The 17,676-nt window shown below is 65.2% G+C and carries 14 protein-coding genes and 1 tRNA gene; 10 read left to right on the forward strand and 5 right to left on the reverse strand.

Features of this window, described 5'->3' with window-relative positions; translation table 11 throughout:
• Nucleotides 1–104: 104 nt before the first annotated feature.
• Together rapA and C1H69_RS13485 are read right to left on the reverse strand one after the other, a co-directional pair.
• On the reverse strand, nt 105–3,062 hold the full coding sequence (gene rapA / locus C1H69_RS13480) for an RNA polymerase-associated protein RapA (protein WP_102653912.1): 2,958 nt from the start codon (nt 3,060–3,062) through the stop codon (nt 105–107).
• A 149-nt stretch (nt 3,063–3,211) separates the two neighbouring features.
• A complete protein-coding gene (locus C1H69_RS13485; protein ID WP_102653913.1) occupies nt 3,212–4,012 on the reverse strand; it encodes a TlpA family protein disulfide reductase in 801 nt (266 codons plus the stop codon).
• A gap of 126 nt (nt 4,013–4,138) precedes the next feature.
• On the opposite strand from C1H69_RS13485, the gene C1H69_RS13490 reads away from it, so the two are divergent.
• Both C1H69_RS13490 and C1H69_RS13495 read left to right on the forward strand, forming a co-directional pair.
• Nucleotides 4,139–4,378, forward strand: coding sequence for a hypothetical protein (locus C1H69_RS13490; protein ID WP_102653914.1), 240 nt, complete (start codon nt 4,139–4,141; stop codon nt 4,376–4,378).
• 19 nt (nt 4,379–4,397) lie between these two features.
• Nucleotides 4,398–5,945 carry a phospholipase D family protein gene (locus C1H69_RS13495; RefSeq protein ID WP_240609938.1) on the forward strand — a complete coding sequence of 516 codons (1,548 nt, stop codon included), beginning with the start codon at nt 4,398–4,400 and terminating at the stop codon, nt 5,943–5,945.
• Nucleotides 5,946–6,015: 70 nt separating this feature from the next.
• Here C1H69_RS13495 and C1H69_RS13500 read toward each other — a convergent pair whose 3' ends face one another.
• The 3 genes from C1H69_RS13500 to ispB all read right to left on the reverse strand — a co-directional run bounded on the left by C1H69_RS13500 (nt 6,016) and on the right by ispB (nt 7,789).
• Nucleotides 6,016–6,561: a GGDEF domain-containing protein gene (locus C1H69_RS13500; protein WP_240609939.1), complete on the reverse strand. Its 546-nt coding sequence runs from the start codon at nt 6,559–6,561 to the stop codon at nt 6,016–6,018.
• A gap of 39 nt (nt 6,562–6,600) precedes the next feature.
• Nucleotides 6,601–6,677, reverse strand: a tRNA-Pro gene (locus C1H69_RS13505).
• A gap of 110 nt (nt 6,678–6,787) precedes the next feature.
• The gene (gene ispB, locus C1H69_RS13510) at nt 6,788–7,789 is read right to left on the reverse strand and encodes an octaprenyl diphosphate synthase (RefSeq protein ID WP_102654135.1); all 1,002 of its coding nucleotides are present in this window, start codon (nt 7,787–7,789) and stop codon (nt 6,788–6,790) included.
• A gap of 284 nt (nt 7,790–8,073) precedes the next feature.
• Between ispB and rplU the strand changes: the two genes are divergently transcribed.
• From rplU to ileS, 8 genes are all read left to right on the forward strand, one after another.
• Entirely contained in the window at nt 8,074–8,385 is a 312-nt protein-coding gene (gene rplU, locus C1H69_RS13515) for a 50S ribosomal protein L21 (RefSeq protein ID WP_102653916.1), read from the forward strand.
• Between the two features lie 59 nt (nt 8,386–8,444).
• Nucleotides 8,445–8,702, forward strand: a complete 258-nt coding sequence (gene rpmA, locus C1H69_RS13520) for a 50S ribosomal protein L27 (protein WP_023006956.1) — start codon at nt 8,445–8,447, stop codon at nt 8,700–8,702.
• 84 nt (nt 8,703–8,786) lie between these two features.
• On the forward strand, nt 8,787–9,974 hold the full coding sequence (gene cgtA, locus C1H69_RS13525) for an Obg family GTPase CgtA (RefSeq protein WP_102653917.1): 1,188 nt from the start codon (nt 8,787–8,789) through the stop codon (nt 9,972–9,974).
• A 144-nt stretch (nt 9,975–10,118) separates the two neighbouring features.
• The gene (proB, locus tag C1H69_RS13530) at nt 10,119–11,267 is read left to right on the forward strand and encodes a glutamate 5-kinase (protein ID WP_102653918.1); all 1,149 of its coding nucleotides are present in this window, start codon (nt 10,119–10,121) and stop codon (nt 11,265–11,267) included.
• Between the two features lie 193 nt (nt 11,268–11,460).
• Complete coding sequence (gene rpsT / locus C1H69_RS13535; protein ID WP_102653919.1) at nt 11,461–11,727, forward strand: 30S ribosomal protein S20; 267 nt, start codon at nt 11,461–11,463, stop codon at nt 11,725–11,727.
• 333 nt (nt 11,728–12,060) lie between these two features.
• Nucleotides 12,061–13,584 carry a murein biosynthesis integral membrane protein MurJ gene (gene murJ, locus C1H69_RS13540; protein ID WP_102654136.1) on the forward strand — a complete coding sequence of 508 codons (1,524 nt, stop codon included), beginning with the start codon at nt 12,061–12,063 and terminating at the stop codon, nt 13,582–13,584.
• A 152-nt stretch (nt 13,585–13,736) separates the two neighbouring features.
• Nucleotides 13,737–14,831, forward strand: coding sequence for a bifunctional riboflavin kinase/FAD synthetase (gene ribF, locus C1H69_RS13545; RefSeq protein WP_102653920.1), 1,095 nt, complete (start codon nt 13,737–13,739; stop codon nt 14,829–14,831).
• A gap of 10 nt (nt 14,832–14,841) precedes the next feature.
• On the forward strand, nt 14,842–17,676 hold the full coding sequence (gene ileS, locus C1H69_RS13550) for an isoleucine--tRNA ligase (RefSeq protein ID WP_102653921.1): 2,835 nt from the start codon (nt 14,842–14,844) through the stop codon (nt 17,674–17,676).

Here is a 17,676-nt window from a genome sequence, read left to right on the forward strand (position 1 = left end):
GGGCCAGTCGGGCCGGATGTTTCGTCAGGCACATGAGAGTGGCATAGAGGCAAGAAACCGTTGTCGGTCTGCCGGCCCCCATGACATCGGCAGTGCACAAGCTGTCAGCGGCTGTCCTGGTCCACCGTGACGATCACCCGCACCGCATCCAGCCGGAGTCGGGTGCCGTCGATGGCCTCGTCCAGTTCGCGGCGTTCACGACGCATGGCGTCGAGTTCCTCCTCGCGTACCGCGGGGTTGAGCCGTGCCAGTGCCTCCAGACGGGCAAGCTCGGTGTCGAGTTCGCTGCGCATGCGGACCTGGGCGTCCTCGACGATGCTTGGCAGTTCCCGCTCGGCTTCCACTTCGCCTTGCGAGAGCAGCCCCCGCAACTGGTCGTGGCGGCTGCGAATCACATCCCGTGCCATCGCCTTCTTCACCTTCTGCAGGTTCTTGGACAATCCAGTGAAGGAGACCTTGTCCGTGAGCACGGCACCGGACTCGTCGAGCAGCACGCGTACCGCGGTGGGTGGCAGGAACCGATTGACGTGCAGCCGCTTCGGTGCCGGGCAGTGGGTGCGGAACACCAGTTCGGCCATCAACCGCCCGGCGGGAATCGCCGGGTGCTTGAGCAGCGCCAGGGCGGTGTTGCCCATGTTGCCGTCGAGTATGCGACCCATCATTTCCCGTAGCAGCGGGTGCTCCCAGGAGAGCCGCTGCACGTCGTCCCGGGCCAGGGCGCGTGCCCGCGACAGAGTGGCGGTAAACCCTTCCTCGCCCTTCACCAGGCCTGGCAGCCCATCGAGCATATGCTGGCCAGGCAGCAGGTACAGCAGGCCACCGCCAAGCTCCTGGCTATCCACGCCGAAGATGTCCAGCGCCTGATCCAGGTAGCGGGGCAATGCCTTGTCCTCGTCCAGTTCGAGGATGGCCCCGGCCACCGCCTCGGCCCTTGCCGGCCGGCAGGCGTTGAGTTCAAGCAGCCGGTTGCGGCCGGCATCGCGCTCGGTCAGGCGGCTCTCGAACAGGGTCCGGGTCTCGGTGATGACCTCTTCCAGGCTCTCGTCGTCCAGCAGGGCTTCGGTCATGGCGTCGCCGAACGCATCGAACAGTTCATTGCCCACGCCGTGGGGCGCCAGGAAGGCGTCCATGCCGTCCCGATACCAGCGCAGCAGTCGCTCGCCGGGGCTGGCTTCGAAGAGGGGGACATGAATCTCGATGGCGTGGCGTTGGCCGATACGGTCCAGGCGGCCAATACGCTGCTCCAGCTGGTCGGGGTGCTGGGGCAGGTCGAACATCACCAGGTGACGGCAGAACTGGAAGTTGCGGCCTTCGGAGCCGATTTCGGAGCAGACCAGCACCTGGCAGCCCTCTTCCTCATCGGCGAAGGCCGCCGCCGCGCGGTCACGCTCCACCAGGCTCAGCCCTTCGTGGAACACCGGAGCGTGCACGCCACCCAGAACCCGCAGCGCCTCGGCCAGGCCCTGGGCGGTCTCGCGGCCGTGGGCGATCACCAGTACCTTGTCGCCCGCGAAACCGTGCTCGGCCTCGTCGCTCAGACGCTCCAGCAGCCAGGTCACGCGCGGATCGAATTGCCACCAGGGCTCGGCATTGAGGGGATCCTCGGCCAGGGCACGGTACATGGTATCCGGGTAGATGAGGACATCCGGGTGGTCGAGCCCGGTTTCGATCAGCAACTCATCGAGATAGTCCTCGTCGCGCTCCAGCTTGCGCAGCACGCGGCGATAGGGCGAGGGAAGGGCCAGGTGCGCCAGGTGCAAGTGACGCTCCGGGAAGCCGCCGACATGACGACGGCTGTTGCGAAACATCACCCGGCCGGTGCCGTGGCGGTCAAGCAGTTGGTCGCGCAGCTGGCGGCGGGCACTGTCCTGCTGTGCCGCGCTGCTTTCGGGATTGGCCAGGGTCGTCAGCAGTGCGAGGCTGTCGGGCTCCTCGATGATCGCCGCGACGCGTTCGGTGTCGCTGTGGTTGTCTTCACCGCCAGGCAGGCGCTCCAGGGCGTCGATGGCCTGGGCGACCTCCACGTAGTGCTGCTCCTCTTCGCGGAAGCGCTCGAGGCAGTGGTAGCGATCCGGGTCGAGCAGGCGCAGGCGGGCGAAGTGACTTTCCAGCCCCATCTGCTCGGGGGTGGCGGTGAGCAGCAGCACGCCGGGCACGGTTGCGGCCAGGCGTTCCACGCAGGCGTAGCCCGGGCCAACGCTATCGGCGCTCCAGTCCAGGTGGTGGGCCTCGTCGACGATCAGCAGGTCCCAGTCGCAGGCTTCGGCCTGGGCTTGCCGGTGAGGATTGGCGAACAGCCACTCCTGGCTGGCCAGCACCAACTGGCCCGACTCGAAGGGGTTGGCTTCGGCCTGGGCCAGGCTCTGCTGTTCGTCGAGCAGGGTCACGTCCAGCGCAAAGCGGCGCAGCAGCTCCACCAGCCATTGGTGGGTCAGGCTCGGGGGCACCAGGATCAGCGCCCGCTCGGCACGGCCGGTAAGCAGCAGGCGGTGCAGGATCAGTCCAGCCTCGATGGTCTTGCCCAGGCCCACTTCGTCGGCCAGCAGCACTCGGGGCGAATGGCGACGAGCCACTTCGTCGGCGATGTAGAGCTGATGCGGAATCAGGTCGATGCGTGGCCCGGACAGGCCCAGTGCCGGGTTCTGCTCGATCCGGTGGTGGTGGTGCAAGGTGCGAAAGCGCAGGTCGAACCAGTCGTTGCGGTCGACCTGCCCAGTCAGCAGGCGGTCGCGGGCCTGATCGAACTGCATGGTATCGGCCAGTTCGGATTCCCGCAGCTCGCGTAGGTCGCCCTGGGCATCCTCGCCGATATAGACGATCAATCCATCGACTTCCTTGCTGTCGTCGACCAGCAGTTGCCAGCCTTCGGCGGACTGGATGCGATCGCCGCTGCCGAAGGCCACCCGGGTGAGGGGTGCCTGGCGACTGCCGTAGGTACGGGTTTCCTGACTGGCGCCAAACAGCACGGTGACGCTGCGCTGATCGCAGCTGAGTATGGTGCCCAGACCCAGTTCGGCCTCGCCGTCACTGATCCAGCGTTGGCCGGGTGAAAAGTCGCTCATGGTGCCTCGAAGGGTGCTGAAAACGGTGCGCTCGCTGCCGGGCGTTCACGCCTCCGGCAGCAACAGGGCGGGCGATTCTAACGCAAAGCCCGCCGCGGCTTAAGGCTGGTGATGTGCGATGGGAAATGGTAGGGCTGGGCGAGAGCAGGCTAGTGCTTCCGTAGCCAGCCATCGAGCTGGGCGCGGGTCAGTTCACCCACATGGCGTTCCACGGCTCGCCCCTGGGTGTCAAACAGCACCGTGGTGGGAAGGCCGGGCGATTCCATGGTCTTCATCAGCGCCTGGCTGGGGTCGAGCAGGGGGTAGCGGAACGCCAGCTCCTGTTCATCCAGATAGCGTACCACCTGCAGTAACTCTTCGCCCTGATTGACCACCACTACCGTCACACCTTCTCGCGTGTCGGCCTCGGCCAGCAGTGGCATCTCGCGCAGGCAGGGTGGGCACCAGGTCGCCCACAGGTTGACCACGACCCGTTCTCCGCGCAGATCCCGCAGGTCGACCGTCTCGCCTTCGAGATTCTCCAGGGCGATGTCGGGCAGTTCGCGCAGCGGCATGTCGTTCTCCAGCGGCGCCAGGGTGACCAGCACCAGCCAGAGCGACGAGGCCCCGATCGTCAGCGCCATGGCGCCAATCATGCGAAGGAGGTGGTCGCGTAGCGCCCAGGCGCTCCAGATCAGCGCGGCCAGCAGCCCCCAGAGGCCATGATAACCCGGCTGCCATAGCTTCAGGATATCCAGTGGCGCGACCATGTAGGCGTCGAGGTTCATGGCGGCGTGACCCAGCCGGGCTCCGACCAGCCAGGCCAGCATCAGCCCATTGAACCAGCGCGTCCGGGCGCTGGTGGAAAGACCCAGCAGTAGCCAGGCGGCCAGCAGCAGCAACAGGGCGCAGGCGATGGCATACAGGCGGGGTACGGATATCAGGACGGGGCCCAGGGCAAAGGCATCCATTGGGTAGCTCCGGGAACAGGGTCGGCGTCAGCGCCAGGACCGGGTAGAATCACACACTTACCGAGATCACAGTTTCAGGCAAAGCCTACTGTGCGAGGACAGGACTGTCACCTGGCGGGAGCCCCCATGGCAAAGAAGGCCTTCGATACCCTGCGCATCCTGGCGATTGCCAGCCAGGCGCTGGGCTTCGTTCTGATCATGACCCTGGAGACCCTGTTGGGTAATGCGGCCAGGCCCTGGCAGGGCTTGACCCTGGCCGTGATGGTGCTCTGCGCGCTGGTGCTGGCGGTGGCCCGTCTCTACCGGCGCAACAAGGCGCGCAAGCTACTGGACCGACGGCTCGCAGACGACGATGACGAGGCCTGAGGTCCGGTGGCCTGCGTGCGTGCGACGCCTGCTTGCGGTTCTGGCCCTGGCAGCGGCCGTTCTGCTGGCCGGCTGCGCCGGCTCTCCGGTAGCGCGCGGGCACGGCGTGATGCTGACTCCGGCGGAGATCGAGGCGACATGGCTGGGGCAGTGGGCGTCACTGAGTGCCGAGGCGCACGATGGCCAGAGTGGTTTCGCGCTGCTTTCCAGTGGCCAGGACGCCTTCACGTTACGGGTGCTGCTCAGCGAGCAGGCCGACCGACGACTGGACGTCCAGACCTATCTGATGGGCGACGGCCTGACCACGTGGGCCTTGCTGCAACGCCTGTTGAACGCAGCCGAGCGAGGGGTCCAGGTGCGGCTGATGATCGACGACATCGGTGCGGTGGGCCAGGGACGTCGCCTGGCGGCGCTGAATAGCCACCCGAACATCCAGGTCCGGGTCTACAACCCCACCACCATCGGACGAGGCCACTTGACGACACGGGTCCTGGCATCGGTTCCCCAGGCGGGGCGACAGCACCGACGCATGCACAACAAGCTCTGGATCACCGATGGGGCGGTAGCCATCGTGGGCGGCCGTAATCTCGGCGATGAATACTACAGCGCCAGTGAGCCGCGCAACTTTACCGACCTCGACCTGATGATGATCGGGCCCGTGGTCGAGTCGCTCTCCCGAAGCTTCGAACTGTACTGGAATCACGGACTGGCCCAGCCGGTGGAGCGATACCACCAGGCCGACGCCAATGCCTGGGAAGCACTGCATGCCGCGCTGACCGAGCGGCTGAGCGAGCACGCCGACTCGCCCTATTTTTCCGACCTTCGCGAACGTTATGCCGACGCCGAGCGGGGTTCCCTGGTCGGCGAACTGCACTGGGGGGAGGGCGTGGCGCTGTGGGATCCCCCCGGCAAGCCGGCCTGGCCTGGCCGACCTCCGCTGGCCCGCACCATGGCCGGCGAGCTGCTGGCGCGGGTGGGTGAGCCTGCCAGGCGCCTGGTAGTGGTCTCCGCCTACTTCGTGCCCGGCAGGAATGGTACGAGCCTGCTGCGTGCCCTGGCGGAGGCGGGTGTCGAGGTGGAGATCATCACCAACTCCCTGGAGGCGACCGACGTACCGGTGGCCCATGGCGCCTATCAGCCGCGTCGCTCAGCGCTCCTGGACAGCGGCATCGTACTGCACGAACTGCGGGCCGAGGAGGATGCCGGCAGTGAGACCGCCGTGAGCGTGCGGGCCTCGGCCTCGGCACTGCATATCAAGGCGCTGGGCATCGACGACGATCGGGTATTCGTGGGGTCGGCCAATGCCGACCCACGCTCCGTCTGGTGGAACACCGAGGTTGGCGTCCTGGCACGCAGCGAGAGCCTGGCCGCCGAGTTCCAGGCGCTGGTCGAGCTGGGCCAGAGCCCGGCGCTGAGCTATCGGGTAGGGCGCCTGGAGGATGGAGGGCTCTACTGGGAAGCCAATAGCCTGGGTGAGTCGGTACGCCTGACTCGCGAGCCCGGCAGCCTGTTTCGCCACATCGGCGCGCGGGTGGGCCGCTTGCTTTGGCTGGAACCCTGGCTCTAGCACCATATGGAGGGCACACGAGGCCTTGGCATAACCGCCCTGGCACGACCGCCAGGCGCCGGGCGGCTCGCTACTCGCTCCGAGGCTGTTGTCGATGCCGTAGCCGGTGGGTCTGCCCAGGGCTGTTCGTCGTTTTCTCGCCTGCCACCACCGTGTTGCGCCCCGCGCGCTTGGCGCGATACAGGCCTTCCATGTCATCGCCCGGCAGGTACTGGGTGATGCCCAGGCTGATGGTGATCGACAGCCCCTGGAGCCGGGTGTCGGCCACCAGCTGACGCAGCCGTTCGGCAAACACGGCGGCTCCCTTCAAGGAGGTGTCATGGAGCAGGATGGTGAACTCCTCTCCACCCCAGCGTGACAACAGGTCCGTACTTCTCAAGCTGCGCCCGACCAGTTTCGCCAGGCGCTTGAGAATGATGTCCCCGGTGTCGTGGCCGTGCAGATCATTGACTGCCTTGACATGGTCGATATCGAAGATCAGCAGCGAAAACGTATCGCCGCTGCGTTCGGCCTGGAGGATGGCCGCCAGGGGACGACGGAGCCTTCGAGGGGCCTGCGCGGGTGACGGCTGGAGCCTATCTGTCGCCCAGCGCTGCCAGCAACACAAAACGGCCACCGCGATGATTCGCTAAGTGGCCGTTTCATATGTTCTTTTTGGTCGGAGTAGCAGGATTCGAACCTACGACCTCTGCCTCCCGAAGGCAGCGCTCTACCAAGCTGAGCTATACTCCGATACTTGCCGGTTTTCAGCCGGTTTTCACTGTGCTGCCAGGCTCTTGGCGCCCGACGAGATCGGCATTATACGCAATTGCCTTGTGCTTGCAAGCCCCGGCGGCATGACCTCAGGTCTGCCGATCCACCGCCAGGCGAGCCAGTTCGGCCATGCTGTCTCGGTAGCGGCTGGCCGGCAGGGCATCGAGCTGCTCCAGGGCCTTGGCGGACATTTCCTCGGCCCGGGCGCGGGTGTAGTCCAGTGCGCCGGTATCGCGAACGATGGTCATCACCTCGTCAAGGTGGTCGAGGCCGCCCTGGCGGATGGCCTGGCGAATCGCCCTGGCCTGCTCGGGTGTGCCGGCGGACATGGCCTGGATAAGGGGCAGGGTCGGCTTGCCTTCGGCCAGGTCATCGCCCACGTTCTTGCCCATGGCGTCGGCGTCGCCCTGGTAGTCGAGCAGGTCGTCGATCAACTGGAAGGCCATGCCCAGGTAACGGCCGTAATGCTGCAGGGCGGCTTCCTGCTGGGGGTCGGCCTCGGCAATGATCGCGCCACTGTGCGATGCCGCCTCGAAGAGCATGGCGGTCTTGCCCTGAATCGTCTCGAAGTAGGTGGCCTCGTCAATGTCAGGGTTGCCCACATTGGTCAGTTGCTGCACCTCGCCTTCCGCGATCACGCAGGTAGCCCCCGAGAGCACGTCCATGATTCTCAGCGAGCCGATTTCCACCATCATCTGGAAGGAGCGGGAATACAGGTAGTCGCCCACCAGCACCGAGGGGGCGTTGCCCCAGGCATCGTTGGCGGTGGCCTTGCCGCGGCGCATATGGGATTCGTCCACCACGTCGTCGTGCAGCAGGGTCGAGGTGTGCATGAACTCGATCAGTGTGGCCAGCGAGATGTGCTTGTCGCCTTCATACCCCAGAGACCGGGCGGCCAGCAGCACCAGCAATGGGCGAAGCCGCTTGCCGCCGCTGGCGATGATGTACTGCCCGATGGTTTCCACCAGCGGCACGCGCGAGGCGAGTTGGGTCATGATGGTGCGGTTGACCGCGGCAAAATCCTCGGCAACCGCGGCATGAAGCGACGAGGCGGTGCTGGCTTTCGAATTCGAAGAGGCGTTGGCAGGCATGGAGTCGTTGTCATCAAGCAGTTGGGCCGGCACGCCGGAGACGTCGCCTGTGGCCTTGGGTTGCAGGCCATGCTATGGGCCCCCCATGGGGGCGTCAAGCGGCGTCACGAGCCGCCGCTACGCAGTGTGAAAGACAGTCGTGCTGCGACTTGAACGCCTTGCTGGCTACGGTTATAATGCGCGGCCCACTCATCCCGCTCCCTGTCAGATGGCTGCCGAAAGGGGCGCCACTCGAAGCAGGCCGATGAAGAGCCAACCCCGATGAGTTCTGGAGAGACACGCACATGTACGCAGTAATCAAGAGCGGTGGCAAGCAGTACCGCGTTCAGGAAGGCCAGACTCTCAAGCTCGAGAAGCTGGAAGTGCCGACTGGCGAAACCGTCGAATTCGATCAGGTGCTGCTGGTTGCCGATGGCGAGAACGTCACGGTTGGCGCACCGCTGGTTGACGGCGCCAAGGTGGCGGCCGAGATCGTTTCCCACGGTCGTGGTGACAAGGTGACCATCATCAAGTTCCGTCGCCGCAAGCACAGCATGAAGCGTCAGGGCCACCGTCAGTGGTTTACTGAAGTCAAGATCACCGGGATCTCCGCGTAAGGGCACCCGCGCTAGCGGATTGTTCTGCGAGATACCCCTGAACGAGCGAGGACTTTGCAATGGCTCATAAGAAGGCAGCCGGCTCTACCCGTAACGGCCGCGATTCAGAATCCAAACGCCTTGGCGTCAAGTTGTTCGGTGGCCAGGCCGTGACCGCCGGCAACATCATCGTGCGTCAGCGTGGCACCAAGTTTCACGCCGGCACCGGTGTCGGCCTCGGCCGCGATCACACCCTGTTCGCACTGAGCGACGGTGTGGTCAAGTTCGAGACCAAGGGTCCGAAAAACCGCAAGTTCGTCAGCGTCGTCTCTGCCTGAGACCGCACGAACCGGTAGTAGGAAGGCCCCGCCAAGGCGGGGCCTTCTTGTATCATGACGGCAGATGCCGTCGGGAGAGCAACGATGCAGTTCGTCGACGAAGCCTCGATCATCGTGGAGGCGGGCAGGGGTGGCAGTGGCTGCCTGAGCTTCCGCCGCGAGAAATACGTGCCCAAGGGTGGCCCCGATGGCGGCGACGGCGGGCATGGCGGCAGCGTCTACCTGGTGGGCGACGATTCCCTCAACACCCTGATCGACTTCAAGTTCCAGCGCTTCTACCAGGCCGAGAACGGCCGGCCGGGGCAGGGACGCCAGATGAGTGGCCGTGCCGGTAACGACCTGGTGGTCAAGGTGCCCGTGGGCACCACGGTGATCGACGAGGACACCCTGGAGGTGATCGTCGATATCACCGAGATCGGCCAGCAGGTGCTGGTGGCCCAGGGCGGCCGGCGTGGCCTCGGTAATATCCACTTCAAGTCCTCCACCAACCGGGCACCGCGCAAGACGACGCCGGGAACGGAAGGTGAACGGCGCAACCTGCGCCTGGAAATGAAGGTCATGGCCGACGTGGGGCTGCTCGGCATGCCCAATGCCGGCAAGTCGACGCTGATCCGGGCGGTATCCGCGGCGAAGCCCAAGGTGGCCAACTACCCCTTCACGACGCTGGTGCCGAACCTGGGCGTGGTGAAGCTGGGCCACCATGAGCATTTCGTGATGGCCGACGTGCCGGGCCTGATCGAAGGCGCTTCCGATGGCGCCGGCCTCGGGCTGCGTTTCCTCAAGCACCTGACGCGTACCCGGCTGCTGTTCCACGTGGTGGATGTGGCTCCGTTCGATGCGTCCGATCCGGTGGAAGCCGCTCGGGCCATCGCGCTCGAGCTCAAGACATTCTCGCCGACCCTGGCCGAGCGGCCGCGCTGGCTGGTGATCAACAAGCTCGATCTGCTACCCGGCGACGAGCATGAAGCCAGGGTCCAGGCCATCGTCGACGGCCTGGGCTGGGAAGGGCCGGTCTTCCGCATCTCGGCGATCAGCGGCGAAGGCACCGATGCCCTGGTTCAGGCGGCGCATCGCTGGCTGACCGATCAGCGCCGTCTCGAACACGAGGACGAAGCGGCCGCCGAGCGTGAGCGCGACATGCGTGCCCGTATGGAAGCCGAGTCGGTGGCGCGCACCGAGGCGCGGCTGGGTCGCAGGCGTAAGCCGCGCGACGAACATGACGACGATTTCGATGATGATGATTACGATGTCGAGGTCGAATACGCTCCTTGAGGTAACAATTGGCTGCGCTCGGCCATACAGCGTTAAAAATTGACTTAGAATACTCATTTACAGCTTGTAACTCCGTTTCTTCGTCAATTTTTGCCTTGTCTGGCCTTCGCGCGCTCAGTTGCGCTGACGTGACTGATTTGCTGGATGGGAGAGCAGGGTGTGAACGAGCGAGTACCGGGTCGTGATGCGCTGCGTGGCGCGCGCCGTGTCGTGGTGAAGATCGGCAGCGCGCTGCTGACCAATGACGGCCGTGGCCTCGACGAGACGGCCATTGGCGACTGGGTTGATCAGATCGCCGAGCTGCATCGTCGTGGCATCGAGGTGGTGCTGGTCTCCTCCGGTGCGGTAGCGGCCGGCATGGTTCGGCTGGGCTGGCAGGTGCGCCCGTCGGCGGTGCACGAGCTGCAGGCCGCGGCGGCGGTGGGGCAGAATGGCTTGACCGAGTGCTACGAGGGCCACTTTGCGCGCCATGGCCTGTTGACGGCTCAGGTACTGCTGACCCACGACGACCTTTCCAACCGCAAGCGCTACCTCAATGCCCGTTCGGCGCTGCGCACCCTGGTCGGCCTGGGGGTGGTGCCGGTCATCAACGAGAACGACACCGTTGTCACCGACGAGATCCGCTTCGGTGACAACGATACCCTGGGGGCCCTGGTCGCCAACCTGCTGGAAGCCGATGCGCTGGTGATCCTGACCGATCAGGAGGGGCTGTTCGATGCCGACCCGCGCCACAGTGCCTCGGCGCAATTAATCCACGAGGGACATGCCGATGACCCATCGTTCACCGCCATGGCCGGTGGCGGCGGGGCGCTGGGGCGTGGCGGCATGACCACCAAGGTGCAGGCGGCTCGCCTCGCGGCACGATCCGGCGCCTATACCGCGATTGCCAGCGGGCGTCAGCCTCACGTGTTGATCCGCCTGACCGAGGGGGAGCGCCTGGGTACGCTGCTCTGCCCGGAGCAGGCGCCCATGGCGGCGCGCAAGCGCTGGCTGGCCGGCCAGTTGCAGGTGCGTGGGACGCTGACGCTGGATGCCGGTGCGGTCAAGGTGCTGCGCGACAGCGGCTCCAGCCTGCTGGCGGTCGGGGTCAAGGCCGTCTCGGGAGGTTTCGTCCGCGGCGACATGGTCGTGTGTGTGGACGAGCAGGGCGCTCGGGTGGCCAAGGGGCTGGTCAACTACGGCGCGGAGGATGCCGTCCAGCTCATGGGCAAGCCGAGTCATCGGATCGAGGCGATCCTGGGCTATATGGAGGCGCCGGAGCTGATCCACCGGGACAACCTGGTGGTACTTTGAGCCCCGCTTCCCCAGTAGCAAGGCGATGGACGGCATGATAGAATATGCCATCCTCTCAGACACGGCCCGTCGACAACCTTCGCGTTGGCGGATGGCCAAGCCGGTTGGAAACGCTATTTTTCCAATCCGGACAAATCGTTATCAATGCCGCCGTATCGACACGGCGGCGTTCAAGTTTTCCAGGAGATAGTCAGTGGCGAACAGCAAGCAAGCCCGCAAGCGTGCCCGTCAGGCGGAAGGTCGTCGTGTTCTGAAGGCGAGCCAGCGTTCCATGGTGCGCACTTACCTCAAGCGTGTCATCAAGGCCATCCAGAGCGGTGACCACGCTCAGGCCATGAGCGAGTTCCAGCAGGCGCAGCCGGTCATCGACCGTATCGCCGACAAGGACGTGCTCTCCAAGAAGAAGGCCGCGCGCCTGAAGAGCCGCTTGAACAAGCGAATCAAGGCGCTGGCTGCGTAAGCCGGGCGTTCAGGAGAGTCGCGACGCGGTTGCGCCAGTGCGCCCACGTTTCACGATATCTCGCAAAAAACCGGCCGCGGCCGGTTTTTTTGTGGCCCGCCCTCCATGGCGGCCACCCTGCGGGCCGTCGCCGGCGCGACGTCAAAAATCTCTTCCGGAGATTTTTTGTGCCTGTTCCACAGTGGGTGACTCTCCATTGAGTGATTTTGCCGAGGAAGAGACAGCGTGACGGATCGCGAACAGCCGCCCGAGTCGCAGCAGCCGGACGCCGAGCATGCCTCGGTAGCGGTGGCCGATGACGACCGGGCCGTGGCGCCGAAAGCCGGAGGGCTGATGCGCTCCGGGCTGGTGGTCAGCGTGATGACCATGCTGTCGCGGGTCATGGGCCTGGCTCGCGACGTGGTGGTCGCCACCCTGTTCGGCGCCGGCAGCGGCGCCGATGCCTTTTTCGTCGCCTTCAAGATTCCCAACTTCATGCGGCGACTGTTCGCCGAAGGCGCCTTCAATCAGGCCTTCGTGCCGGTGCTGTCGGAATATGCCACCCGGGGCAGCAAGCGCGAGGTGCGAGAGCTGCTCGATGCGGTGTCGGGCAGTCTCACCGCGGTGCTGGCCCTGATCACGGCACTGGCGATGCTGGCATCGCCCTGGCTGGTATGGATCTTCGCTCCCGGCTTCGGCCGCGATCCGGACAAGCTGGCGCTGACCGCCGACATGCTGCAGCTCACGTTTCCCTATCTGTTGCTGGTCTCGCTGACGGCCTTCGCCGGCAGTGTGCTCAACACCTGGAACCGTTTCGCCGTGCCGGCCTTCACGCCGGTGCTGCTCAACCTGTCGCTGATCGGGGCGGCGCTGTTGCTGACGCCGCTGATGAATGAACCGGCCATGGCGCTGGCCTGGGGCGTGCTGATCGCGGGCGTGGCCCAGTTGGCCTTCCAGGTACCGTTCCTGGTTCGCCTGGGACTGATGCCGACACCTTGGCCGAACTTTGCCCACAGCGGGGTGAAGCGCATTCTGGTGTTGATGGTGCCTGCCCTGTTCGGGGTCTCGGTCTCGCAGATCAACCTGCTGCTCGATACCGTACTGGCCTCGTTGCTGGCGCCAGGCAGCGTTTCCTGGCTCTACTATTCCGACCGCCTGGTCGAGCTGCCGCTGGGGGTATTCGGCATCGCCATCGGCACGGTGATACTGCCGGCACTGTCGAAGCGGCACGCATCCCAGTCCAGCGAGCACTTCGCCGCCATGCTCGACTGGGCGGTGCGGACGGTACTGCTGCTGGGCCTGCCGGCAGCCCTGGCACTGGCGGTACTCGCCGAACCCCTGCTGATCTCGCTGTTCCATTATGGCGCCATGACCGGGCACGATATCACCATGGCCGCCATGAGCCTGCGGGCCTACGCCTTCGGCCTGGTCGCGTTCATGCTGATCAAGGTGCTGGCGCCGGGCTTCTTCGCACGCCAGAACACCAAGACCCCGGTGAAGATCGGCATCATCGCCATGGTGGCCAACATGGTCTTCAACCTGATTCTTGTCTGGCCGCTGGCCCACGCCGGACTGGCGCTGGCAACATCGCTGTCGGCCTTCCTCAACGCCGGCCTGCTGGGCTGGTTGTTGTGGAAGGAGCGGGTACTGGTGTTCCAGCCCGGCTGGGGACGCTATGGCGTGCAACTGCTGGGTGGCTGTACGGTGATGAGCGTGGGGCTCGCTTGGCTCTCCCCCGACTGGCAGCAGTGGCTCGGCTGGGGAGTGTGGGTCCGGGTGCAGTGGCTGGCCTTGCTGGTGATCGCCGGTGCGGCGGTCTACTTCGCCTGGCTGGCGGCGCTGGGCGTGCGTCTGCGGCACTTTCGAATGAGAGGGTAGGGGCGGCACGCCGAGGGGCGCTGGCCTGCCCCTGGATCAGCCCCGGTCGTTCGGTGTCTCAAACACAGGCGGCCGGCTGTCAAGGGGCGGGCTGTCCGGTATAATCCGGCACTTTATCTTGTTTCGATCTTTACGGGGCTGCGGCGATATTCATGGAAGTGATTCGAGGACTGCACAACCTGCGCGACGAGCATCGCGGCTGCGTGGCCACCATCGGCAACTTCGATGGGGTACATCGCGGCCATCAGGCGATTCTCGATCAGTGCCGCGAGCAGGCCTCCAGGCTTCAACTGCCGGTAACGGTCGTGGTCTTCGAGCCCCAGCCCCGCGAATTCTTCGCCGGCGATCAGGCCCCGCCGCGCCTGACGCGGCTGCGTGAAAAAGTGCGCCTGCTGGGGGAGGCGGGAGTGGAGACCGTGCTCTGCCTGCCATTCAACGATGCGCTGCGAAGCCTGACGGCTCGTGAATTCATCGACCGGGTTCTGGTCGAAGGGCTAGGCGTCCGCCATCTGGTGGTCGGGGATGATTTCCGCTTCGGCTGCGACCGCAGCGGTGATTTCAACCTGTTGACCGAAGAGGGCGAACGACGCGGGCCCCATGGTTTCAGCGTCGAGCACACCCGCACTTTCACCCTGGACGACGAGCGGGTTTCCAGTACCCGGGTGCGCACCCTGCTGGCCAGCGGCAATTTTGCCCAGGCAGCCCGCATGCTCAACCGGCCCTACCGCCTGGGTGGTCGAGTCGTGGCGGACCAGAAGCTTGGGCGCACCATCGGCGTGCCCACCGCCAATCTTCCGCTGCTGCCATTACCCCTGGCCCTGCGGGGGGTCTATGCGGTGGTGACCGAACTGTCCGGAGGGCGCCGCCTGCAGGGTGTGGCCAACATCGGCTGGCGGCCCACGATGGGCAGCACCCGACCGGTGCTGGAGGTCCACCTGTTCGATTTTGACGGCGACCTCTACGGCAAGCGGCTGACGGTATTTCCGTGTGCCAAGCTGCGCGGCGAGGTGAAGTTCGAGGATTTCGAGGTCCTCAAGCGACAGATCGCTGCCGATCAGGTGCGTGCCCGTTGCTATTTTGCCGACGCTTACCGCTCGGCAGCGCGCGATGTCGAAGCCGGGACTTCTTCAGTAGAAGGCTTCGGCCTGTCAGACGACACACTTCCACTGGCATCGGCGCCGCTGGCGCGCGAGGCCGTGGCTTCCGAACTTTCGGCGGGAAGCTCCGCCGACCACGACGACGGCTGACTTCCAGGATATGAGCGACTACAAGCACACACTGAACCTGCCCGAAACCGACTTTCCCATGCGCGGCATGCTGCCCAGGCGTGAGCCCGACCGAGTGGCACAGTGGCAGGAAATGAAGCTCTATCAGCGGCTGCGAGAAGAGCGCCGTGGCCGTGAGCAGTTCGTGTTGCACGATGGCCCTCCCTACGCCAACGGCAGTATCCATATCGGTCATGCCGTCAACAAGATTCTCAAGGACATCATCGTCAAGTCGAAGAACCTGGCCGGCTTCGACGCCCCCTACGTGCCGGGCTGGGACTGCCATGGCCTGCCCATCGAGCACAAGGTGGAGACCACCCACGGCAAGCACCTGGAAGCGCAGAAGGCCCGCGAGCTGTGCCGCGAATACGCCGGAGAACAGATCCGGACCCAGTTGACCGACTTCGTGCGGCTGGGTGTGATCGGTGACTGGGACAACCCCTATCGTTCCATGGACTATGCCAACGAAGCTGGCGAGATTCGTGCCCTGGCCGACATGGTCGAGGCCGGCTACGTGTTCAAGGGGCTCAAGCCCGTCAACTGGTGCTTCGACTGCGGCTCGGCCTTGGCCGAGGCCGAAGTGGAATACCAGGACAAGCAGTCCGATGCCATCGATGTCGCCTTCCCGGCCGCCGACGAGACGAAGCTGGCGGCCGCCTTCGGCCTCGAATCGCTGGCCAGGCCCGCCGCCATCGTGATCTGGACCACGACGCCCTGGACCATCCCGGCCAACCAGGCACTCAACGTTCATCCGGCCTTCACCTATGCACTGGTGGACACCGGCGAGCGGCTGCTGGTGCTGGCCGAAGAGCTGGTGGAAAGCTGTCTCGAACGCTTCGGGCTGACCGGTCGCGTGATCGCCACGACCAGGGGCGAGGCGTTGGACCAGGTCGCTTTCCGTCATCCTTTCTACGATCGCCTGTCGCCCGTCTACCTGGCCGATTACGTGGAATCCGAAGTGGGCAGTACGGGTATCGTCCACTCGTCCCCTGCCTATGGCGTGGATGACTTCAATACCTGCCGCGCCTACGGCATGGATTTCAGCGAGATCAAGAGTCCCGTGCAGGGCAACGGCGTGTATGCCGACGACCTTCCCTTCTTCGGCGGCCAGATGATCTGGAAGGCCAATGCCCGGATCGTCGATAAGCTGCGCGAGGTGGGGGCGCTGCTGGCCCACCATCCGATCACCCACAGCTACATGCACTGCTGGCGCCACAAGACGCCGGTGATCTACCGGGCCACCGCCCAGTGGTTCGTGGGCATGGACGTGGCGGGCAAGGACGGCAAGAGCCTGCGCCAGCGCGCCCTGGAGGGCATCGAGGCCACGCACTTCACGCCGGCCTGGGGGCAGGCGCGACTGCACTCCATGATCGTCAATCGTCCCGACTGGTGCATCTCGCGCCAGCGTAACTGGGGTGTGCCGATCCCGTTCTTCCTGCACAAGACCACCGGTGAGCTCCATCCGCGTACCGTCGAGCTGATGGAGGAGGCCGCCAGGCGCGTCGAGAAGGAGGGCATCGATGCCTGGTTCCGTCTCGACCCGGCAGAGCTGCTGGGCAATGAGGCCGCCGACTACGACAAGGTCACCGATACCCTGGACGTGTGGTTCGACTCCGGCACCACCCACCGGCATGTGCTGCGTGGCTCCCACCCCCATGGACACGACCAGGGCCCGCGGGCGGACCTTTACCTGGAGGGCTCCGACCAGCACCGCGGCTGGTTCCATTCCTCGCTGCTGACCGGCTGCGCCATCGATGGCCATCCGCCGTATCGCGGGCTGCTGACCCACGGTTTCACCGTGGACGCCCAGGGTCGCAAGATGTCCAAGTCCATGGGCAACGTGGTAGCCCCGCAGGAAGTGATGGACAGGCTCGGCGCCGACATTCTTCGCCTGTGGGTCGCTTCCACCGACTACTCCGGCGAGATGGCGGTCTCCGACGAGATCCTCAAGCGCACTGCCGACGTCTATCGTCGTATTCGCAACACGGCACGCTTCCTGCTCGCCAACCTCAACGGCTTCGATCCGGCTCGGGACCAGGTGGCATTCGACGACATGCTGGCGCTGGACCAGTGGGTGGTGGATCGTGCCGCTCAACTGCAGGCACGTATCGAAGCCGCCTATGAGGAGTACCGTTTTCTCGATGTCTACCAGCAAGTCCACACCTTCTGTTCCCGCGAGCTGGGCGGTTTCTACCTGGACGTGATCAAGGATCGCCAGTACACCACCCAGGCCGACTCACTGGCCCGGCGCAGCTGCCAGACCGCGCTCTACCAGGTGGTGGAAGCGCTGACCCGCTGGGTGGCACCGATCCTGTCGTTCACCGCCGAGGAAATCTACGAACACATCCCTGGCAAGCGCACCGACAGCGTGCTGCTCGAAACCTACTACGAAGGGCTCTCGACCCTGGCGGACGATGCCGAGATGGGGCGCGACTTCTGGGAGCAGGTCCTCGAGGTCAAGCAGGCGGTCAACAAGTGCCTGGAGGACGCCCGCAACGCCAAGACCATCAAGGGCAGCCTGGCCGCCGAGGTCACGCTGTACGTCAGTGACGAGCTGCTGGCGACCCTCGCCAAGCTGGGCGAGGAGCTGCGCTTCGTGATGCTGACCAGCGAGGTGCGCCTGGCTCCTCTCGACGAAGGCCTGGACGCCGAGGCCACCGAGCTGGATGGCCTGAAGGTGGCCGTCTCGGCCAGCGAGCATCAGAAGTGCGAGCGCTGCTGGCATCATCGCGAGGAGGTGGGCTCGCACAGCGAATACCCCGACCTGTGCGGCCGCTGCATTGGCAACCTGCCGGATGGCTCCGGCGAAGTGCGCCACTATGCGTAA

The sequence above is a fragment of the Billgrantia endophytica genome (assembly GCF_002879615.1).
Taxonomy (GTDB): domain Bacteria; phylum Pseudomonadota; class Gammaproteobacteria; order Pseudomonadales; family Halomonadaceae; genus Halomonas; species Halomonas endophytica.